A 21,156-nucleotide genomic window follows, 5' to 3' on the forward strand; every position below is an offset into this window, starting at 1 on the left:
CCGAATCTTTAATTATTCTGATTGTCACTGCACGGTTCGCGTTCTGCCTTTCAACGACGCGCCAAATGAATCAGGGTTCTTTCGTCGGAGCATCACCTCCAAGGTGCATTGATGAACACTCGGCAGAGGGCAATGGGATACAACTCGGGCTTGCCTGGTCTTTTGAGGTCAATATGTCTACGCAATTGCTGGCAATGGTGCTGGCGCCGCTTCTGGGACTGTTTATTGTCAGTATTGGGAACGGATTCCTGTCATCACTGACCACATTGCGTCTAGACGCGGCGGGTGAGACTGCAACGGTTGTTGGGATCGTTTCCTCCGCATATTTTATTGGATTAACGCTAGGTGCATTATTTCACGATCGTCTGATTGTGAGAATTGGCCATATTCGTGCCTATAGCAGTTTCGCATCGCTTATAGCCGTAAGTGTGCTGCTTCAGGGCCTATATTTTGACACGTGGTTCTGGTTTTTTCTTCGATTACTATATGGATGGGCTGCTATCGGGGTATTTCTCGTCATCGAGAGTTGGCTACTGCTCGCTTCGGACGAAAAGATGCGCGGAAGGATTCTCGCTCTATATATGATTGCGCTATACGGGTCTGGGATGATGGGGCAGGCTGGCCTCGGCGTTATTGATTCCTGGGGAACTGTTGCGCCTTTCATGGCAGCTGGAATGTTAGCTTCCTTGTCGGTCTTGCCAATAGTCATACTTCCAAAAGTAACTCCGGTCGTTGAGAAGATAGAACCGCTCAAGCCCTTTGAATTGTTGCGTATGACACCCAGCGGGGTCATTGGCTGCTTCGGATCTGGTATTGCTATTGCTGCAATCTATGCGCTGCTACCGCTTTATCTCCAACGTATTGGACTGAATGTGAGCGATGTCGGCACGATGATGGCAAGCGTGATCTTCGGTGCCATGGTTCTGCAGTACCCCGTTGGTCGATGGTCCGACAGACAAGACCGGCGTATCGTTTTGATAATTCTAAGCATCACTTGTGTTGTTCTCGCCGGCGCAATAATTGCGATGTCACCAAGTTCACCAATGCTTATCTACATTTTCTTTCTGCTCGGTGGTGGTATCTTTGCAATTTACCCGGTGGCGGTGAGTTATTCTGCAGACAGCACTTCGGCCGACGCGCTTGTCCGGATGATTCAAGGGTTGTTACTGATTAACTCCCTCGGTTCTGCGATCAGTCCACTGATTATTTCTCCCATCATGGCTGCAGTCGGACCTTCTGGTTTGTTCTGGGCGCTCGGTATTCTAAATGTTTTGATGGCAGGGTTCTTCACGTGGAGACGAGGCGCCAGGCCGGAATCAATCCCTGCCGCACCATTTGCTCCAGCGACACCTTTCTCCCCAATCGGAGCGGAACTGCGTGTTACAGATGAAATGATACAAGGTGCAATTGAAAACGATAAGAATGACACAAATCATGTGATACTACCGAACACAGGGTGAGATGTGACTGGTCGTTTTAGGTGCTGGGTCTCTTTATCTCGGCTTCGATGGCATTGTATTACCCTCGCTACCCAATGAACTCGAATGAACACGCTTAAAACAGCTGCGGAAATGACATCTCTTAACAGGTATGGAGAAAGAAACTGAGTGTTCAATCACTGGCTATCGAGGGCAACAGATCCAATCCAATCATAAGATTTTTGCTAGGCACGTGCGGCGGCTTTCTGATGATTGACGCCGGAATCCTTATGTCGATGGGTTTGTTTAATTTCGGCGTAACCTTGCCTGCATTTCTGGGGCTGATCCTGGTGCTTCTTTCTTTGCAATGGGGTCGCATAACGGGATGGTTCAGTAGATCTCGCTTTCGTCGATTTTGTTGGCGAGCCCTTCTTGCGGCATTCTTCCTGTGGTTAGCATCGTTGCTGGGATATTTTTTTCTTATTCACAAAGAACTACAACAACCGACCGCCAATCTGCCATCCGCTAACTCTATTTTGGTACTGGGTTCTGGGACGCCTAACTGTGCGGCATCTCCTACCCTTCAATCACGACTGAACAAAGCACTTGAACTTGCCTCGAATTGGCCGACTAGTCGCATCATAGTTAGCGGTGGAGTTGACTTCGGACTTCGCTGTTCGGAAGCATCCGTAATGGCAGACTTCTTGGCGGCCAAAGGATTTTCAACGAATCGCATCATGCTTGAGGAGCGCAGCACCAGTACGGATGAAAATCTCCGCTTCAGTGCCAATATCCTAAGCGCCAATGGGATCAGTCTTGATGATACGATTGCGCTTGTCACCAGTGACTTTCATGTGGCGAGGGCGATGCGTATTGCACGCAAGGCGGGCTTCACTTCGATCCAAGGGATACCTGCGCCAACGCCGCTTTATTTGCGCTACAACGCTTGGCTGCGTGAATATTTCGCGAATATAAGCGGATTTTTGTTGGGAGAATACTAGTCCGCATAAAGGCACTCAGCCTCATGAAGTAGCTACTTGACGTTTTTTCGCGAACTGACACCGGTCTTCTCCAGTGTCTGATAAACCTCGTCAGTAAGCTGTCTTTAGTTCATCCTGCTTATCCTCTTTTCGTTGAATGCCAATGCGTTCCAGTGTTTGACGTACTGGCGTTAAAAGTAACTTTAGGTGCTGTTTCAATAACTTTTGAAGAATACATCAAGTTTCGGTCAAGCAACTAAGAAACCATGCTACTTTCGCAGATATTAATCACAATTTAGACTAGACGTCGTGATTGCTCATAGTTCAAACCAAAGACGATCTCGGTCTGTGACCTTGCCAACTTCGCCGTCAAATCACAAATAATACAGCCGCCGCGCACAAACCTGCGCCTGCTGCAGTCATCATCAATTTCTCACCCGACCTGAACTGACGTTGCTGATACCTGACAGAAAGCGCGAGCGGTATCGTTGCAGCGGATGTATTTCCGTAATGCTCGATGCTTCTATCCATTCTGTCCTCCAGCACTCCAATGCTCGTGCGAAGGGCGTTGCATAGGCGCAAATTAGCCTGGTGAGGAATAAGATAATCTATCTGCGCTGACGAAAGCGCAGTCTGGTCCATGACTTTACGAGTGACCTGTGTCATTAGCGACACCGCCCTTGAAAAGACCTCACGACCATCCCGCATAGATATAAACTGTTCATCCTTTGAATGTCTCGGATCAAATGGACGATTGCTGCCGCCGGCAGGAATTTGGATTAGGTCATATCCACTTCCATCGGACAACAAAGCTGCAGCCTTGAGGCCTACTTCCTTGTCCGAACAAGGAAGGAGAACTACAGCTCCTGCTCCGTCCGCGAACAGTATTCTTGTTGATCGGTCAAGCGGGTTTGTGCGACGACTAAGGATATTCGCCGCAACAATCAATACAGCCTGGCCACTAGTTCGAACGAACCCGTCCGCTAGCTTAAGGGCATAAAGAAAACCTGAGCATGCTCCTGTAAGATCAATAGCGCCCGAATGCGTCAGTCCAAGACGAAGAGCGAGCAGGGGCGCGGAGGGCGGCAAGAGATGGTCTGGCGTAGAGGTTGCAAGAAGAGTCAACGCAATTTCAGAACGTGAGATTTGAGCGCAATCAAGCGCCATTTCTCCCGCCTTCGTTGCAAGGTTGGTTAGTGTGTCACTTTCATTCGCCCAATAGCGTGATTTAATACCCGTTCGGCGTTCTATCCATCCAGATTCCAGGCTAAGCTGCGCCTCGATCTCGGAATTTCTTACAATCCGAGACGGGACGGAGTGACCAAAGCCGGCCATGCGTGAAGATGGGGTGAGCATTATGTCGTTACCGTCGCGCAAAGAGATGCAGCCTCATCGATCGCGTCATAAGTTGCTGAAAGATCATCTGCGCTGGAGCAGTAGGGTGGCATGAGGTAAACCACATTTCCAAGCGGACGTAGCAAAACTCCCCGCCCACGACAGAACCTGCGAAGGAATTGTCCAGTTTCCGCCAAGTATCCGTTTGAAGCAGAACCTAGATCAAGGGCTGCAATCGTTCCGCATTGTCGAACATTGTTAAACCTTGGATCATTCTTAAAGCGCGCAAGATTTGTAGCATTCAGTTCGATGATCTTATCGATGCGAGCAGCGACAGGCTCATCGCTCCATATATCTAAATTCGCCAGTGCAGCGGCACAAGCAATCGGATTTGCGGTGTAGGAACTGGAATGGAAGAAGGTTTTTCGGCGGTCAGACGAAAAATGTGCGCTGAAAATTTCTTCGGTACAAAGAGTTGCTGCTAGCGGGAGTGAGCCTCCCGTGAGACCTTTCGACGTGCATAGTATATCGGGGGTTATACCAGCTTGGCAACATGCGAAAGGCGTTCCCGTACGCCCCCAGCCGGTCATGACTTCATCAGCAATAAACAGACAACCGTAACGGTTTGCGACATTCTTTAGTTCACTTAGCACGGATGCGGAATAGAATTTCATTCCACCTGCGCCAAGCACAAGCGGCTCAACAAGAAGCGCTGCGACATTGCCGCGACGGCAACACGCCTCAAAGGCATCGATGCATTTTTCCGCAGAACCAATCTGGGGGAAGGGGATACGGTCAACGTTGAACAGAAGCGGTGTGAAAGGAGCGTTGAAGACACCACGCTCCCCCACTGACATCGTGCCGATTGTGTCGCCGTGGTAGCTATGCTCCATGACCACGATCCGATTGCGGGCAATGCCACGGTTATAGAAGGCCCCAAGTGCCATCTTTATAGCAACCTCAACAGCCGTGGAACCGCTGTCGGAATAGAAGACTTTTCCAAGTCCACTCGGTGCAAATGCCAATAGCTTCTTAGCAAGGTTTTCTGCTGGCGCATGCGTGAATTCTGAAAAGATGATTTGATCAATGTTTTCGCATGCATGCCGGATTGCGGCCATGATACGAGGGTGACGATGCCCGTGAGTTGTAACCCACCAAGAAGAAATAGCGTCGAAGATGCGATTTCCATCTTCATCGAAGAGATAAGCACCTTCCGTTGTCTTGATCGTCTTAAAAGGCAGATCAAGAGCATGTTGGGTAAACGGATACCAAGTCGGGGAGTGGGTCACGAACTGGCATCCTTAAACGTCATGATATCAAAATTCCGGTTGAAAGCATCCCGTAAGGTTTCTTTGGTCAAGTTTGGTAAAAACGGTAATCGGCCCAATATCCTTATTTTCCCAATTTCAGCGATTATGTTTTGTGTGTTCTTATTCTCATCGCCAATAAACGCTACGCCGCAAATAGGTATATTGCGCTGACGCAGTGCTTCGATTGAGAGAAGAGTATGATTGATGGTACCAAGCGAGGTACGCGCGCAGATCACAACAGGAAGTTGCCATTCGGCGAACAGGTCAACAAAGAGAAGTTTCTTTGAAAGAGGGACCAGTAGACCGCCTGCGCCTTCAATGATCAGCGCATCAATCTCGGATGGCGGCAGAAGAACCTCAGCGATGATTTCCACGCCTTCGTGCATTGCCGAATAATGGGGCGACGCTGGAATGCGTAGTCGATAGGCCTCCCTGAGGAAGTGCTTAGGGGGTAGATCACACAGCCGCGCGACTGTTTCAGTGTCCGTTTCGTCCGCAAGACCAGATTGAACAGGTTTCCAATAATATCCTTTCAATGCCGAAGTCAGCGCCGCGGAGAAGATGGTTTTGCCGACGCCAGTGTCGGTTCCTGTGATGACAAGACGATATGTCATACCGGTGTTTCCTCCAGGGTCCTTGCGAGACAGGTGAGCATTTCGGCGATGCGCTGTTCGTTGACATTGAGTGTAATAGAAAGACGAAGCCGAGCGGTCCCGTTTGGTACTGTCGGGGGGCGTATAGCGCGGATGTCAAAACCATTTCGCTGCAGGGCATACGCAACTGTGTTAGCGCGGGAACTGCTGCCAAGCAAAATGGGCTGAATGTGAGTGCCTTCAGGCGAGATATCAAGCAATCTCGAAATTTCATCGCCAGCGAAGGCGACAAGCCGTTCGAGTGATTGCCGCCTTTCCGGTTCTTCACTGACCATGCAAAGAGCTTCGCGAACTAATGCAGCGATCAACGGTGAAGGAGCAGTGGAGTAAATGAAAGGGCGCGCGCGGTTGATTAGACAACTTATCAAGACCTCTGGCCCCGTAACTAGCGCACCTGAGATACCAAGAGCTTTCCCACAAGCGTGCAAAATTATAAAGTTTTCTTGCGAACCTAAGCACGAAGCGAGTCCCTTGCCGCCATCACCTAGCACAGCAGTTGCATGCGCCTCATCAATGACAAGGAGGCCGTTATGTCTCGCCGCAACGTCGGCCAGTTCAGCGAGTGGTGCTTTATCGCCATCCATCGAATAAAGGCTTTCAACGGCGATCCAAGGCCTTCCTTTCCCACCCTGTTCACGCCAATTACGAACTACAGCTTCGAAATGATTGACGTCATTGTGTAAAACAGCAACAGATCGCGCCTTGCTGGCGACAATGCCATCTCGTGCGCTAGCATGGAGAAGCGTGTCAAAGACGATCAGATCACTTCGGGACGGTAAGTTCGAAAATAGCGCAAAGTTAGCGAGGTAACCGTTTGCAAAGTAGAGAGCCTTTTGTGCGCCGAAGAATGATGCTGCTTCACTTTCGAGTGCCTCGTGTTCGGGATGATTACCGCGCAAAAGACGGGATCCACCTGAACCAATTGGCACTCCTCTTTCGACTGCGCTTTTGGCAGCAGACTTTAATCGCTGAGAATTAGCAAAGCCGAGAAAGTCATTGGAGGTAAAATCAACGCCAGCGGATGGAACAAGCCGCCGAAGTCGTCCTTTGCTCTCCAGTTGATGCAAGGTAGCTGTGTAGTCCTTGAACATGGCCATAATCAGTTCAGATTCGCCGTGGTTGCAGTCGTAATCCCAAGGCGGCGGAAAAGAACTGCGTCATGATCCTCCCCGGGGTTTCCTGCTGTTAGCAACGTCTCCCCGATGAAAATAGAATTGGCTCCAGCAAAAGAGCACAGAGCTTGCATTTCATCGCTCATCGCATTTCGGCCTGCAGAGAGCCTTAAATAGGATTTTGGCATCAAAATCCGTGCGAGGGCAATCGTTCGAACAAAATCGATGGGATCGACCATCTGGGCGCCCTGCAATTTCGAACCAGGGATGGGGATTAGCTGATTAATCGGGACACTCTCAGGCGGAGTAGGCAGATTGGCCAGCGTGAGAAGCATAGAAATCCGGTCTTCTATGGTCTCTCCCATTCCCAAAATGCCGCCCGAACAAACGTTGATTCCGGCCGCCCGTACATTATGCAGTGTATTTAGCCTGTCATCAAATTTCCGCGTGGTAATAATTTCACTGTAGAAACTCTCGGAAGTATCAATGTTGTGATTGTAGTAATCGAGCCCAGCGGCGGCCAGAGCTTGTGCCTGGTCGAGTCTCAACATGCCGAGCGTCATACATGTTTCTATCCCGAGCGCCCGCACGCCCTTAATCATGGCCATTATCGCTGCCATGTCTCTGTCTTTAGGACTTCGCCACGCAGCGCCCATGCAGTAACGCGTTGCACCGGCAGCTTTCGCCTTCTTTGCTTCAGCGATGACCCTCTCGACTTGAAGAAGCTTGGATGCTTTCAGGCCAGTTGGATTGTGCATCGACTGGCTGCAGTATCCGCAGTCCTCAGGACAGCCTCCAGTTTTTATCGACATCAATTGGCACGTTTGAACGACATTCGGATCAAAATTCTCGCGATGAACCCTTTGAGCTTCAAAAATGAGATCGAAAAAAGGCTTTTTATAGATAATATATGCGGCCTCCTGTGTCAGAAGCGGCCTATTGCCCGCAAAACCAGGAAGAAAGACATCATTTTCGACGATCTCAGACATATAATTTCCTTTGCAGAATCACTTTATAGATATTCTGCAGGATTATCTATATTTCATCAAGGGTGTTGGTTGCATGGGTTTCGTTAGGCGTAATGCCAACTGATATGCCCGTGTTCGACGAAGGACATCCAGTACACAGATCTCCTTCCAACTCAGCATGTTTATTCGCGTACCGTTGCCGACCAGCGGCAGTGCATACTCGTGTACAAAGGCCAATGGTCAGCAGCGCGAAAACTTTTTCGGGTGGATATACGAGCTAAGCACACTCTCAAGCCGGCGGAACAAGGGTACGAGCCGCAATGCCGATATTCGCGATGGCCTATCGCGAATGCAGTGCCCTCCATTTATAAATGGAAATGGTTGGCACCGTGGCGATCGACCGACCCTATGCCATGAGACGTACGCCTTGATCGCCGCTATCAGTGTAAGACGGTTGTCCCTCTCGGCTGTATGAAAGCCAAGATAATGCGTCACGTACCGGCTTCGCTTGAACCAGTTTTGCACAGGGTAACCATAGATGCATCAAGCGCGGATTGGCGACACCTTCAACCACAACTGAGGGCGGCAGCTTGTTTTATCCCATCGGGGTCATCTAATAATTAAGCACCTTTACTGACGAAGCTCTCTACCAACCACGCCACGTTGAAGCCGCTCTGAGACAACCTTGATGGCTTGCACAGCCTCTTTGGCGGTCCAGCCAGCCTCAACTGCTTCCGAAATGAGGTCGCGAACGCCGGGAACACTCGTGCCCTCCACGACTGCATCTGCATCCTCTTCTGAACGCCCGCCTAGAGTTGCATTCTTTAAAATGTTAGTTAAAGACGGCGTCACCGCTTCTTCGCAATCAGTGGATCTGGCGGGATATGCATTATCAAATTTGGGGCTCAACATCAGCCTTCCTTCTGTCTCTTTTACATCATCATGAATTTTGACTGTCATGAACTTTGGATAACGAGCAGTAACTACCCGTCAAATCGGTTCCACTATTTGGATGAAACGTCTGAACTGCGGAAATGGTCCATAAATATCTTTTCTTTCGCATCACCGCCTGCTGGAATAATCCAGGCTTTGCCATTCCAATGGAAACCTGGCCGGTGTCCAGGATCGTTTCGCCACTACATTTGACGCTCAGTCGCAACAGCAACCTTGCACACGGGGAAGGCCGGGTTCGCTTCGGACTAAGCCTCTAGGCTTGGTATCAAAGCGAAAGCACGGCCTGATTTTGCTATTGCGATACCGTCACAGCTGTAATTTTCAATTTTGGCGCACGAGTTTGCCGTCTAACGTAAAGCTCGACGGCATTGCGACAAGCACCGTTTGTGTCTACTAATGGACGGACACACTGATGGCATTAAGCTATTGATCTAACTTTGGAATCAAAAGGGCGCGCGAATCATGTTGTCTCATGGTAACGGCAAAAGGGAATGGCACGCGAATTGCCTATCCAGACTTTTGGTCGCCTCTCTTGGCACTCCGTACACAATTAATTCCAGCAATCTGGTATTGAAGGCAGGTTATTGATGACCGAGCGGGCGCGTTCGATCCATTCGGGAAAGCTGTTTGGGCTAGATTTCGGTATAGCCATGGGACTTGCCGCCGCTGTGACATTTTTTGTTCTCAGCGGGATCGTGACTTATGTAAACTTTCAAACCGTAGGCATTGCAAATCAGAAAATCGTTGAGACCCATCGTGCCATCGTTTCTCTTCAAAGCTTGTTATCAAAGCTTCAGGATGCCGAGACCGGACAGCGCGGTTTTCTCTTAACCGGTGAAGAGGGCTATCTCACGCCCTATCGAACAGCAGTGGGCGGTATCACAGATCAGATCGAACGAGTGTCCAAGCGCACCGAGGAAAGTTTCGGGCAACAAGACAGATTGGCGAAGTTAAGACAACACGTAGCAGCCAAGCTCGCCGAGATGAGTGAAGCCATTGAATTGCGTCGGGCGCAGGGCCTTGAGGCTGCGCTTCCGTTGGTTCGTTCCGACCGCGGAAAATTGGAAATGGACGCGATCCGTGAGACGGTCGACGCAATGATCCAGTTCGAAAATGAAATGCGCGCTGCACGTCTGATTGAAATGGCGCAGGCCCAAACTCGGGCCCTGATCAGTACAGTCCTCGCAGGAGCGTTGGGGCTCGTTTTAACAGCAGTAGTCGGATATTTGTTGCGCAGGGGTGCGCTGATTAGATCTCGCGAAGAATGGCTTCAGAACGGCGAAATTGGTTTGGCGTCCGCGATGATCGGCGATCAACGTATCGACGAACTTGGTGCGAATATCCTTGATTACCTTACTCAATACACCGGTGCAGTTGCAGGCGCTTTTTTTAGTGGCGAGCGTAATCACTATCGCCGTGTAGCAGTTTATGGCGTGCCTGATGATCGTTCAGTTCCACTTGAATTTGCACGCCGTGAAGGTCTACTTGGGCAGGCGGCGGCAAGCGGAAACGTTGTTGTCTTAGACAATATTCCAGACGGCTATTTGGCGTTCGGCTCAGCGCTTGGTAGCGACAAGCCTAAACACCTCATCATCTTACCGGGCACCATTCAAGGAACGGTCAATGCTGTAGTTGAACTCGGATTTTTGAAGCCGATAGACGAAAAAGCAATCGCTTTGCTCACGGAAGCCTCCGAGGCAATCGCTCTTAGCGTCCAAGCGGCTGTGTATCGCGGAGAACTGCAGAATCTACTTGAAGAGACGCAGCAGCAATCCGAAGAATTGCAAGCACAGGGTGAAGAGCTCCGTGTTTCAAATGAAGAATTAGAAGAACAAAGCCGGGTTCTCAGAGAATCTCAATCACGGCTTGAACAGCAACAGGCTGAGTTGGAGCAGACCAACAGTCAGCTCGAGGAACAGGCGAACCAGCTGGAAATACAGCGCACAGATCTCGAACGCGCCAACGCTGCGGTACTACTCAAAGCGCAGGAACTTGAGCGCTCAAGCCAGTATAAGAGCGATTTTCTCGCCAATATGTCGCATGAACTTCGCACTCCGCTGAATTCATCGCTAATTCTTGCTAAACTTCTGGCAGATAATCCGGATGAAAACCTGACCGACGAGCAAGTCAAATACGCTCGTACCATCCAGTCGTCTGGCAATGACCTTCTCAACCTGATTAATGACATTCTCGATCTTTCGAAAATCGAAGCAGGCCATGTTGATGTTCATCCTGAGGTGATGCCTCTGGCACGCATGTCGTCGGCGTTGCGTCAGGTTTTTGAACCTCTCGCCAATGAAAAGAAGCTCGAATTCAACATTGAGATGGCAGAAAATCTGCCCAGATCGTTAGAGACCGATCCACAACGACTTGAGCAAATACTCAAAAATCTCATCTCGAATGCGATTAAATTCACCGCTCAGGGCGAGGTGTCCCTTTCTATCGCCAAGGATGACGATGAGAGAATTGCCTTCTCGGTGAGCGATACCGGTATTGGGATTTCGACAGAGCAGCTTAGAAACATTTTTGAAGCTTTTCATCAAGCTGACAGCACCATTAGCCGACGTTACGGAGGCACGGGATTGGGACTGTCCATATCACGTCAGCTTGCTCAATTGTTGGGCGGATCAATTACCGTCGAAAGTGCGCTCGGAAAGGGTAGCACATTTACGCTGACAGTCCCCGTAAGATATATTAGCGGGATCAAAGCATCAGAACATGCACAATCCTTGTCCTTACCCGAAAGGACGGATGCGCAACAACAGTCGAACCGGCCCGTGATCCCGGCTCACCGGTTCCTGGAGGACGATCGCGAAGCAATCAATGAAGATAAGCGCGTTCTGCTCGTCATCGAGGATGACGATACTTTCGCAGCAATCGTGCGCGATCTGTCTCGCGAAATGGGTTTTTATTCGGTGGTTGCACGCACGGCGGAAGAAGCGCTTAGGGTCGCAAGGGATTTTTCACCCAATGCTATCGTTCTAGACGTCGGGCTACCCGATCAATCAGGCTTGTCTGTTCTAGACCGCCTGAAAAACGACGTGCGAACGCGCCACATACCGATACATGTCATCTCAGCAGGCGATCATACGCAGACAGCATTCTCTTTGGGCGCGGTGGGTTACCTAACGAAGCCTGTCAGTCGTGAGCAGCTTGTGGACGTTCTCGGTAAGCTCGAAGCCAAGCTCTCCCAACGGATGCATCGCGTTCTCATCGTTGAAGACGACGAGCGGCAACGTGAAGCTGTCGCCAAACTATTAGGCTCCAGCGACGTTGAGACCATGACCGCCAGCAACGCGGCCGAATGCCTTAATCTCTTGCGCGAACAGACTTTTGATTGCATGGTACTTGATCTTTCGCTCCCCGATGCATCAGGTTTTTCTTTGCTCGAGACACTCAGCAACGAAAGCGCCTATGCGTTTCCACCTGTCATCGTCTACACTGGCCGCGAACTTTCGTCAGAAAATGAACAGAAGCTTCGCCGCTATTCCAAGTCAATTATCATTAAGGGCGCAAAATCTCCCGAGCGCCTTTTAGATGAAGTTAGTCTGTTTCTTCACCAGATCATCTCTGAATTGCCGGCGGAACAGCAACAAATGATCCGGAAAGCCCGTCATCGGGACGCTTTGCTCGAAGGCCGCCGAATTCTGATAGTCGAAGATGACATTCGCAACGTGTACGCGTTAACCAATATCCTTGAACCACGCGGCGCTCAGGTCGTAATTGCCCGCAATGGAGTTGAAGCGGTCGAGGCGTTAGAACACTCCTTGGGTCAGCAAGATACACGGATTGACCTTGTGCTTATGGATGTAATGATGCCTGTGCTGGATGGGCTGGCGGCAACCAAACAAATTCGTGAGAACCCCGCCTTCAAAAAATTGCCAATTATCACCTTGACCGCCAAGGCGATGCCAGATGATCAGCAACGTTGCATCGAAGCCGGTGCCAGTGACTATATGGCCAAACCTCTCGACGTGGATAAACTCTTGTCGCTCGTTCGCGTCTGGATGCCTAAATGAAGACCGTCGAACAGACCCGCTCAGCTGAAGAAATCGAGATCAGGTTACTCCTTGAGGCGTTGTTTCTTCGCTATCATTATGATTTCCGCTGCTATTCAATGGGGTCGATCAAGCGCCGCCTGACACAGGCCCGCCAGCAAATGGGATTTCCAAGCTTTTCGGCCATGCAGGAGCGACTGTTGCATGATCCTGAAATGTTGCCGCAGTTACTGCGCTACTTAACCGTCCAAGTCAGCGACATGTTCCGTGATCCAGATTATTTCCGGGCAATTCGTGAGCGTGTTATTCCCCATCTGCGCACTTACCCATCATTGAAGGTCTGGATCGCAGGGTGCAGTAGCGGTGAGGAACTGTACTCAATGGTGATTTTGTTCCGTGAAGAGGGCCTGGAAGACCGCACCATATTCTACGCAACAGATATAAGCCAAGAAGCGTTGCAAGCGGCAGAAGCGGGCGTTTATTCAATCGAGCGAGTGCAATCGTTCACGACAAATCACCAGCAGTCAGGCGGTAAAACATCGCTGTCAGACTATTATCAGGCCGCTTATGGCCGTATTTCGCTAGACAAGACACTGCGCCGCAATGTCGTTTTCTCAGACCATAGTCTGGTAACCGATGCAGTATTTGGCGAAATGCACCTAATCTCCTGCCGCAACGTGCTTATCTATTTTGATCCAGAACTAAAAGACCGTGTTTTTGGCCTATTCAAAGAATCTCTCACACATCGCGGCTTTCTCGGATTGGGAGCAAAAGAAAGTGTGCGCTTTTCGGCTCATGCCGGCGCGTTTGCTGACTTTGTGCGTGAGGAGAAAATCTACCAACGAGCTTCAACATGAGAACGACTCCCGCTCAGGCAGTTGTGATAGGTGCTTCCGCGGGAGCATTTGACGCACTGACGGGGATACTCCCGAACTTGCCAACAAGTTTCCCGATTCCTGTTATTGTCGTGGTACATCTGCCGCCCGATAAGCACAGTCTGTTGTCTGAACTTTTCCGACAAAAGTGCCGTCTACCCGTCATTGAAGTTGAAGACGGGCAGCCGCTCGATCCTGGGAAAATCTATTTTGCGCCCCCGGATTATCACTTGTTTGTCGAGGCAGGCAGCACATTGTCGCTTTCAAAAGACAGTCCTGTTTTGTATTCAAGGCCTTCGATCGATGTCCTGTTTGAGAGCGCGTGTGACGTATTTGGAGCAGAGCTGATCGCTGTGATTTTATCAGGTGCCAATGAAGACGGTGCTGCCGGAAGTGCGCTTATTAGCGCTGCCGGTGGAACAGTCATTGTTCAGGACCCTGACGAAGCACTTGTTTCAACAATGCCGGAAGCCACTTTTAGCAGATGTCCGGATGCAATAGTTCTATCGCTTCAAGCGATCGTCCAGTATTTAAGAGAGGTTTAAGTCAACACATGAAACCCGCATCGTTTCTCCTCGTTGACGATCTTGAGGAAAACCTAGTCGCATTAGAAGCTCTCTTGCGGCGCGATGGCCTGCACCTGCTTAAGGCGACGTCAGGAGATCAGGCTCTAGAACTGCTTTTGGAGCATGAGGTGGCACTCGCACTAGTCGATGTTCAGATGCCTGGACTTGACGGTTTCCAACTCGCAGAGTTGATGCGGGGCAACGAGCGCACCAAACACGTTCCAATTATTTTTGTTACAGCAGGTGCAGGTGGCCAGCGACGTTTCCAAGGCTATGAAGCCGGCGCTGTTGATTTTATTCAAAAGCCAATCGAAGCGGATATCCTTCGAAGCAAAGCGAGCGTCTTTTATGACCTCTATCGTCAAAAGCAGCAACTCGCAGCGCAACGCGATGAACTTGCCGCGCAAACTGATGCACTAAGGCAGGCTGCTCAGCAAAAAGATATTCTCCTTCAGGAAACTAATCACCGGATCAAGAATCTATTTGGCCTCGCGTCCGGCCTCATTTCTCTGAGCGCTCGCTCAGCAGATAATATCGATCAGCTTGTAGCTGATCTTCGATCACGTATGCAGTCGCTAGCGCGGGCTCATGAACTCACACTTCCAGTGCTCGGAAAGGATATTTCAGTTGAGCGCGAAACTTCTGTTATCAAACTGATCCAAGCAATTGTTGCGCCCCATCAAGGCAACCGCCAAACGCCAATCGAGATTTCAGGTATCGACGTTCCTATCGCAGGAAATGGCTTAACTTCTTTCGCGCTTCTGTTGCATGAACTGACAACAAACTCCGCCAAATACGGCGCTTTATCGTCACCTGATGGCCAACTTACCATTGATATTTCAGTTTCTAACGACGAACTACATCTGCATTGGAAGGAAGTTGCAGATGTAGTGATCCAGCAGCCTCCCGAGCGAAAAGGTTTCGGCGCGACGCTCGAGAAAGCAACAGTACAGGGCTTGAATGGAACGATTTCCCGCGACTGGCGGCCTGAAGGCTTATCTCTGTCACTGAACGTACCGACGAACCGGCTTTTAGCTACAAATCACCAACTGCAAGCGAACCAGCAATGATTGAAGGGGAAACCACGGGCACGCTCGAGGGGGTTAGGCGATGTCAATCTCAACAAAGACGGGCGGTTCAAATCTCTCAGTACTCAACATCATCGCAGGACTATCCCTGATCAGGCTCATCGTGCAGGTCGACAAACGGCCCTGGAGGCATGCAGGTAAATAGGAGAACTAACTTTAAGGAATCGTGCCAATTTTCGTCAATGGGGTGCACCGCGAGCAAACGTCTGAATACGATCAATAGCAGTTTCATATGAGACACGGCGCAGGTTGGGGAATTATGTTACAACCGACCTAGGCTCAAATTGAGATGGAACTTTCCTCCATAGGCGGGGTTAGTATTTTTGCTAACTAAAAACAGTGAGGAAATGCCATGAAAATTACAACGATCCTTCTCGCAAGCGCAATGGCTTTTGCTCCGGCACTTGCTGGCGCTCAGGCGACACAAACACCGAACAGTGATGCCCCGGGAGCAACCGATACCCCGACGCATGACGATAAAACGCCTGATGCAGGCCAGAACAGCCTCACAGAAGCGCAAGCCACTGAACTTTTTAATAAAGCGGGTTATGCCGACCTCAGCAATCTGAAACTCAACGAGCAAGGCCTTTGGCAGGCATCCTCGATGAAGGACGGCAAAAGTGTGATGCTCACACTGGATGCCGAAGGAAAAGTATCGGAACATATGATGTAAGCTCCGTGGGTAGACATGATGAGAGAGCCGCTGATGCGGCTTTCTACGTATGCTCAACATAGATTTTTACGGCGCTATCACGCATTCCTGAAAGAAACTCCGTCACGAATGCTGTTGATTTAAAGTAGCTATGATCTGCTTAAGCCGAAAGCTGTGCGGAATGATTCCGCAAGTTATCGTACTGATACTTGAACGGGCGCGGTTTCTGCGGCACCGAACGCGTTTGTGATGATGAGTTTATACCAGCCGCTGTCCAGTTCAACTGCCGGATGGCTTGCTGTGCCAAAGATGAGGAAAGGTGTATCCCCTCCGCTCGTTGAACTCCGCTCATCAATCTTGGAATATTCCCCGTTCTGCTCTTCTGACCGAAACCATTCGAACTTGGCATAATCGGAGAAATTAACGGCTGCCATAATGAAGGATCCGTAACTGCCCACTTCGACAACTAGAACATCACCAGAGCGTGGTTCCTGGAACCGGATTCCTGGTGGGCCAAAACATACCACTTGGTCATCCTTAAACACGCCTGGATGGGGATAGCCATTGCTTTGCATGCCGACACCGCCGCCCGCAGTAATTGGCAGAACTAAGAAAACATAGTTCTTCCTTTTCTCCACTAATAACAGTAGCGTCGTTGTCTCATAGCCACTTGCAAACGTAGACATGCTTTCGCACCCCTCCCATTTGTCAGGCACAGCATCAGCAGCAAGATAGAACAACGTATAGCCTACGACGGTACCCGCGAACGGAGAGGCCGAATTCTTCCAGGTGATATTGATGGCTTCTGGATAGGCCGTGTTTGCCTCGATTGAGGTGATCAAAGGAAGTGACAAACGGCATGAAGTCTGAGCGTAGAAATTGCTGTCACTACCGGCTAACGGCTTACCGTTGGCTCCAGATCCGTTAGGATTGGCCCCAGTATCCGAACCTCTCGCTACCGGAAGGACCGTCACCGCCCAAATCTCCCGTTCGTCACATATACTATTGTCGGGCAAGGTTATGGTCTCTGTTTCGTTCTGCTGTAAATTGTCGAATTGCTTTGAAAGCGCGTTATCCCATGAATCCCCATCAATAGCTCTCTTGTAAAAAACTCGGTACGCTTCAATGAGATTGCATCCCACGGGGGAAGCTTGCGTCGAAGCTTCTTTCTCGTGTGATTTGCTTTCATCCAGGACTTCCAAATGTTCGAGACGCACGAAATCACTACAATTATTAACACTCCGCCATCCCACGCTTATCGCGTTAATACTTGAGGACGGTCCAGCTTCCACAGAGGGCATGGTAAAGCGCTGTACGAAGTCACGGTAGTCTGAAAGAAGAACAAACCCACCAAATGTTGGAGGAACAAGCGTATCTGTGCTTGCGTAGAGACCCACCACCAACTCATAGGGGGATGTTCCTCTGGCGTTGAGATAACCCGTCAAGACGGGGCCGCCGGAATCACCTCCTTGTCCATAGCCGCTACCTTCCTCATGTTCAAAAAGGAAATCGAATTGTCTTGAAGGCGGATAATGTTCATCGGGTATTTCTCTTGCGACAATTCCCCAGGCTGTGCCAAGCCGCAAACTGTTGCCTCTTCCATAACCATACATGCTAACGCGTCGGTTGATGATGCTACCATCGTCCACTAACTCCATATCGATCGGTGCATAGTCATCTAGTCGATATGGTCGAGCTAACCGAAGCGCAATCAGATCGCCTGTCTCAGGGTATTGCGCTTCAACAACTTGTAGCCCCTGTCGGTAAGGCGGCGGTGAGCCAGGAATTGAAGCAGAGTTTGTAGCGATGACTAAAACGTCGTCTAAGCTTATAATCTCACCTTGAGCGTTGTTAAGCCCATGTCGTGTGGTAAGAACCCACATATCCGATAGCAGAATTCCCGTACCAGCTCTGAACAGAGTGGGGTTACCATGGTCATCACGAGTGACAACACACTTGATCTTTACGACCCAGGGAATGAATGGCGCGTCAGGACCACCCGCGACGCGCTTCATAAAGCGAACAGGATCGGTAAGCGGCGTGGCACGGCTGAATGACCTTTTAACATTTTTTTTAGACTTCATAATGAATCACCAAATTATACCTAAATGAAGACACCCACGTTAAGCGTATTCTGAACAGTTGATATTCCAATTTGTTGTTCGCGACTTACAGCCATTACGTGCGAGCTATGCTGAACCATTTCTATTCGTTAGAGATTGAACGGCCTGCGATAATTGAAGAAACGTCCGTCCCGGAGGGGAGGCATCAAAGGAGCAGTTGACAAGTCTGTGCGCTCCGCTACCAATTACAGGAGGAGATTTTTGGCAGAGCCAATGCTTTTGAAATTGGATTGGCTTGCCATCAACTCATTCAAATGCATCCACCTGGCAACCTCCTGTTCTGATAAATTAGTCATCGGCTCGTATTGTCTCCATCGGTCTACGCCGACGGGAAAATTCCATTGCGCTTGACAGATTTGAGCAAGTCGCTGAGAATAACTGGTCTGGTGGACAGACCAGCGGATCAGTATGAGGATTGCCTTGAAACTACTACACGACCTCTTGCTCGACAAAGATGGCGGTCTGGGGCGCGACTTGGAGCGTCGGACGATACGCGATGTAATCGCCGATAAAATTGCGGCGCTGATTGCCTCGGGGCTTCTTCAGATTGGTGATGAACTCCCCGGGGAACGCGAATTGGCCACCGCGCTTTCTGTCAGCCGTCAGACAATACGTGGCGCAATTCAAGTTTTGTCCACCCGCGGAATATTGGAAGTGGCGCAAGGCGCGCGAACGCGTATTGCCAGCGTTGACCTCTCGGCGACGTCAATCGGGATTACGTCTCGACTAAACGTGGACCTCTATGATGTTCACGCCGTGCATGCTGCGCGAATGCTCATTGAACAACACATCGTCGGCGAGGCTGCTTTACGCATAAGTCAAACTGCACTTGAAAGATTGCGCCTTTCCATTAAAGCGCAAATTGAGTGTCTGAATGATCCGGTACGATTTCTCATTTGCGATCGAGAATTTCACGTCACGATCTATCGCGAGTGCGGAAACCCATTGCTCGCTGATATCGTTACGGATCTTTACACCTACATGATGGATCATCGACGTCACGCGGTGGCTCAGCCTGGCGCGTTGGAAGGGAGTTACTCGGACCACTTGCAGATCATCAACGCGTTGGAGCGACATGACCAGGCCGCTGCCATGGCGGCTTTCGCAGTGCACGAGGAACGGATCTACGCCTCAACGCAGAAGTCAATGATAACCACTAGTAAAAATCGCCAATCCGCCAACCGGTGAGCGTTAGTAATATAGAATTTACAAAGAAGGGCAACTCGAATGCATGTAATGATCATCGGCGCAGCCGGGATGGTGGGACGAAAGTTAGCAAACGAAATCGCAGCTGCACCAGAGTCAATGGGAGGATCCGGGGCTCAGTCTTTGACATTGGTGGATGTTATAGCTCCCGAGGCACCTCGTGGTTTTAGCGGGCGGGTTGAAGCCATATCCGCTGACATCTCCGATCCGAACGTTTTTCCTTCACTCATTGCCAGCCGACCCGATATAATCTTCCATTTGGCGGCAATCGTGTCCGGCGAGGCGGAACTTGATTTTGAAAAAGGCTACGCAATCAATCTTGACGCCACACGCTATCTATTGGAGGCCATACGTACTCAGGGCGAAGCCGCGCCATATAAACCACGTGTAGTTTTCACTTCTTCGATCGCTGTCTTCGGCGCACCTTTTCCCGAGCGCATCGATGATGAGTTCTTTTTAACTCCACGCACAAGCTACGGGACACAAAAAGCGATCGGTGAGCTCTTGCTTGCTGATTATACCCGCCGGGGCTTTCTTGATGGCATCGGCATTCGTTTACCAACCGTTTGCATTAGACCGGGATTACCCAATAAGGCTGCCTCAGGCTTTTTCTCCAATATTCTCAGGGAGCCTCTCGTTGGAAAAGAAGCTATTCTACCTGTAGATGATACCGTCAGGCACTGGCATGTCAGTCCGCGCCGGGCCGTCGGCTTTTTGATACATGCAGCAACCCTCGATCTTCAACTGCTAGGACACCGCTGCATTCTCAACATGCCTGGGTTATCCGCGACTGTTGGTGAACAGATTGAAGCCTTGCGCCGAGCGGCTGGAGATAAGGTCGTTGCCTTGATTAGACGCGAACGCGACCCGTTAATCGCAAAGATAGTGGACAGTTGGCCGCAGGATTTCGATGCCCGACGCGCTCAGGAATTGGGATTTGTCGCCGACACATCATTTGATGAAATCATCAGAATTCATATGAATGATGAACTGGGACAAGGATGAAGTGAAGTGACTCACCAACAGAGCATTACTGTTATCGGTTTAGGTTCCATGGGTTGGGGAGCAGCAACTCGTCTTCTGAGCGCTGGGTTCCATGTGAAGGGTGTCGACCTTCGCAAGGACACGCTCGATCGCTTCGCTGCGCAAGGGGGCGAAGCTTACGCGACGGCAGCTGATGCTGGAACAAGCGACCTTGTGTTCGTTTTTGTCGTTAATTCGGATCAGGCAAAAGACGTGCTGTTTGGACCGAACGGAGCCTTGACAACTGCCGCACGGGGAACTGTGTTTCTCTTGTGCGTTACCATGGCACCAAGCGTATGTGTGGAATTAGCGTCGCGGCTCCAAAATGCAGGCATGCTTGTGCTAGATGCGCCGGTGTCAGGCGGGCAACAAAAAGCGCTAAGCGGCGAGATCACGGTGATGGCATCGGGTCCAGAACAAGCGTTTGAAAAAGCCAGCGATGCTTTAGGTTCGATCGCCGCAAAGGTATTTCGTCTTGGAGATGAAGCTGGAATGGGTTCGAAGGTGAAAATGATCAACCAGTTGCTGGCGGGCGTTCACATAGCAGCGACGGCCGAAGCGTTGACATTGGCGGCAAAGGTTGGTCTCGACCTGGAAACGGTCTTTGATGTTATTAAAGTGTCTGCAGGCACATCGTGGATGTTCGAAAATCGCGGACCCCATATAGTGGAGGGAGATTATACGCCGCGATCAGCTGTTAACATCTTTGTAAAAGACATGGGCATCGTGACGTCCGAGGCAAACAAATGTGGAGCCAAAACACCACTTAGCCAAGCAGCCTTGGCACTGTTTGATCAAACTGCGCAGGCGGGCTACGGATTGGAGGATGATGCTGCGGTGGCAAAAAGCCTTGCTCTGGACAGCGGGGTAATTTTACCGGGCATGGGAGACTGAT

Annotated in this window: 17 protein-coding genes; 10 read left to right on the top strand and 7 right to left on the bottom strand. The window is 50.3% G+C overall.

Going from position 1 to position 21,156, the window contains the following annotated elements; all coding sequences use genetic code 11:
* The first annotated feature begins 65 nt into the window (after positions 1 to 65).
* Together KMS41_25460 and KMS41_25465 are read left to right on the top strand one after the other, a co-directional pair.
* Positions 66 to 1,460 carry an MFS transporter gene (locus KMS41_25460; protein QWK81822.1) on the top strand — a complete coding sequence of 465 codons (1,395 nt, stop codon included), beginning with the start codon at positions 66 to 68 and terminating at the stop codon, positions 1,458 to 1,460.
* Positions 1,461 to 1,687: 227 nt separating this feature from the next.
* The gene (locus KMS41_25465) at positions 1,688 to 2,419 is read left to right on the top strand and encodes a YdcF family protein (protein QWK81823.1); all 732 of its coding nucleotides are present in this window, start codon (positions 1,688 to 1,690) and stop codon (positions 2,417 to 2,419) included.
* Between the two features lie 348 nt (positions 2,420 to 2,767).
* On the opposite strand, the gene KMS41_25470 is transcribed toward KMS41_25465, so the two are convergent.
* The 6 genes from KMS41_25470 to KMS41_25495 form a co-directional block, all read right to left on the bottom strand.
* On the bottom strand, positions 2,768 to 3,754 hold the full coding sequence (locus KMS41_25470) for a beta-ketoacyl-ACP synthase III (GenBank protein QWK81824.1): 987 nt from the start codon (positions 3,752 to 3,754) through the stop codon (positions 2,768 to 2,770).
* A complete protein-coding gene (locus tag KMS41_25475; GenBank protein QWK81825.1) occupies positions 3,754 to 5,022 on the bottom strand; it encodes an adenosylmethionine--8-amino-7-oxononanoate transaminase in 1,269 nt (422 codons plus the stop codon). Before KMS41_25475 ends, KMS41_25470 begins: the two co-directional genes overlap by 1 nt.
* Entirely contained in the window at positions 5,019 to 5,657 is a 639-nt protein-coding gene (gene bioD, locus KMS41_25480) for a dethiobiotin synthase (protein QWK81826.1), read from the bottom strand. The genes KMS41_25475 and bioD overlap by 4 nt, the downstream gene beginning before the upstream one ends.
* Positions 5,654 to 6,793 carry an 8-amino-7-oxononanoate synthase gene (locus KMS41_25485; protein QWK81827.1) on the bottom strand — a complete coding sequence of 380 codons (1,140 nt, stop codon included), beginning with the start codon at positions 6,791 to 6,793 and terminating at the stop codon, positions 5,654 to 5,656. The genes bioD and KMS41_25485 overlap by 4 nt, the downstream gene beginning before the upstream one ends.
* Positions 6,794 to 6,795: 2 nt before the next feature.
* The gene (gene bioB / locus KMS41_25490; GenBank protein ID QWK81828.1) at positions 6,796 to 7,797 is read right to left on the bottom strand and encodes a biotin synthase BioB; all 1,002 of its coding nucleotides are present in this window, start codon (positions 7,795 to 7,797) and stop codon (positions 6,796 to 6,798) included.
* A 609-nt stretch (positions 7,798 to 8,406) separates the two neighbouring features.
* Complete coding sequence (locus tag KMS41_25495; protein QWK81829.1) at positions 8,407 to 8,688, bottom strand: hypothetical protein; 282 nt, start codon at positions 8,686 to 8,688, stop codon at positions 8,407 to 8,409.
* A gap of 629 nt (positions 8,689 to 9,317) precedes the next feature.
* Between KMS41_25495 and KMS41_25500 the strand changes: the two genes are divergently transcribed.
* The 5 genes from KMS41_25500 (at position 9,318) to KMS41_25520 (ending at position 15,930) form a co-directional block, all read left to right on the top strand.
* Complete coding sequence (locus tag KMS41_25500; GenBank protein ID QWK81830.1) at positions 9,318 to 12,749, top strand: response regulator; 3,432 nt, start codon at positions 9,318 to 9,320, stop codon at positions 12,747 to 12,749.
* Positions 12,746 to 13,585: a protein-glutamate O-methyltransferase CheR gene (locus KMS41_25505; protein QWK81831.1), complete on the top strand. Its 840-nt coding sequence runs from the start codon at positions 12,746 to 12,748 to the stop codon at positions 13,583 to 13,585. The genes KMS41_25500 and KMS41_25505 overlap by 4 nt, the downstream gene beginning before the upstream one ends.
* Positions 13,582 to 14,148, top strand: coding sequence for a chemotaxis protein CheB (locus KMS41_25510; GenBank protein ID QWK81204.1), 567 nt, complete (start codon positions 13,582 to 13,584; stop codon positions 14,146 to 14,148). Before KMS41_25505 ends, KMS41_25510 begins: the two co-directional genes overlap by 4 nt.
* 8 nt (positions 14,149 to 14,156) lie before the next feature.
* The gene (locus KMS41_25515) at positions 14,157 to 15,239 is read left to right on the top strand and encodes a response regulator (GenBank protein ID QWK81205.1); all 1,083 of its coding nucleotides are present in this window, start codon (positions 14,157 to 14,159) and stop codon (positions 15,237 to 15,239) included.
* 370 nt (positions 15,240 to 15,609) lie between these two features.
* Positions 15,610 to 15,930, top strand: coding sequence for a hypothetical protein (locus KMS41_25520; GenBank protein ID QWK81206.1), 321 nt, complete (start codon positions 15,610 to 15,612; stop codon positions 15,928 to 15,930).
* A 173-nt stretch (positions 15,931 to 16,103) separates the two neighbouring features.
* On the opposite strand, the gene KMS41_25525 is transcribed toward KMS41_25520, so the two are convergent.
* A complete protein-coding gene (locus KMS41_25525; protein ID QWK81207.1) occupies positions 16,104 to 17,993 on the bottom strand; it encodes a trypsin-like peptidase domain-containing protein in 1,890 nt (629 codons plus the stop codon).
* A 447-nt stretch (positions 17,994 to 18,440) separates the two neighbouring features.
* Between KMS41_25525 and KMS41_25530 the strand changes: the two genes are divergently transcribed.
* The 3 genes from KMS41_25530 to KMS41_25540 are packed head-to-tail and all read left to right on the top strand — an operon-like array spanning position 18,441 to position 21,155.
* Positions 18,441 to 19,220, top strand: a complete 780-nt coding sequence (locus KMS41_25530; GenBank protein ID QWK81208.1) for an FCD domain-containing protein — start codon at positions 18,441 to 18,443, stop codon at positions 19,218 to 19,220.
* A gap of 39 nt (positions 19,221 to 19,259) precedes the next feature.
* Positions 19,260 to 20,243: an SDR family oxidoreductase gene (locus tag KMS41_25535; GenBank protein QWK81209.1), complete on the top strand. Its 984-nt coding sequence runs from the start codon at positions 19,260 to 19,262 to the stop codon at positions 20,241 to 20,243.
* Positions 20,244 to 20,249: 6 nt separating this feature from the next.
* A complete protein-coding gene (locus KMS41_25540; GenBank protein QWK81210.1) occupies positions 20,250 to 21,155 on the top strand; it encodes an NAD(P)-dependent oxidoreductase in 906 nt (301 codons plus the stop codon).
* Position 21,156 lies beyond the last annotated feature (1 nt).

The organism is Ochrobactrum sp. BTU1 (assembly GCA_018798825.1).
In the GTDB taxonomy this organism is placed as follows: domain Bacteria; phylum Pseudomonadota; class Alphaproteobacteria; order Rhizobiales; family Rhizobiaceae; genus Brucella.

Bases quoted from the DNA above. Each gene is read 5' to 3' on its own strand.
- KMS41_25485 (QWK81827.1), bottom strand. From the start codon at position 6,793: ATGGCCATGTTCAAGGACTACACAGCTACCTTGCATCAACTGGAGAGC.
- bioD (QWK81826.1), bottom strand. From the start codon at position 5,657: ATGACATATCGTCTTGTCATCACAGGAACCGACACTGGCGTCGGCAAA.
- KMS41_25500 (QWK81830.1), top strand. From the start codon at position 9,318: ATGACCGAGCGGGCGCGTTCGATCCATTCGGGAAAGCTGTTTGGGCTA.
- KMS41_25470 (QWK81824.1), bottom strand. From the start codon at position 3,754: ATGCTCACCCCATCTTCACGCATGGCCGGCTTTGGTCACTCCGTCCCG.
- KMS41_25465 (QWK81823.1), top strand. From the start codon at position 1,688: ATGATTGACGCCGGAATCCTTATGTCGATGGGTTTGTTTAATTTCGGC.
- KMS41_25495 (QWK81829.1), bottom strand. From the start codon at position 8,688: ATGTTGAGCCCCAAATTTGATAATGCATATCCCGCCAGATCCACTGAT.
- KMS41_25525 (QWK81207.1), bottom strand. From the start codon at position 17,993: ATGAAGTCTAAAAAAAATGTTAAAAGGTCATTCAGCCGTGCCACGCCG.
- KMS41_25510 (QWK81204.1), top strand. From the start codon at position 13,582: ATGAGAACGACTCCCGCTCAGGCAGTTGTGATAGGTGCTTCCGCGGGA.
- KMS41_25530 (QWK81208.1), top strand. From the start codon at position 18,441: ATGAGGATTGCCTTGAAACTACTACACGACCTCTTGCTCGACAAAGAT.
- KMS41_25520 (QWK81206.1), top strand. From the start codon at position 15,610: ATGAAAATTACAACGATCCTTCTCGCAAGCGCAATGGCTTTTGCTCCG.
- KMS41_25460 (QWK81822.1), top strand. From the start codon at position 66: ATGAATCAGGGTTCTTTCGTCGGAGCATCACCTCCAAGGTGCATTGAT.
- KMS41_25535 (QWK81209.1), top strand. From the start codon at position 19,260: ATGCATGTAATGATCATCGGCGCAGCCGGGATGGTGGGACGAAAGTTA.
- KMS41_25515 (QWK81205.1), top strand. From the start codon at position 14,157: ATGAAACCCGCATCGTTTCTCCTCGTTGACGATCTTGAGGAAAACCTA.
- bioB (QWK81828.1), bottom strand. From the start codon at position 7,797: ATGTCTGAGATCGTCGAAAATGATGTCTTTCTTCCTGGTTTTGCGGGC.
- KMS41_25505 (QWK81831.1), top strand. From the start codon at position 12,746: ATGAAGACCGTCGAACAGACCCGCTCAGCTGAAGAAATCGAGATCAGG.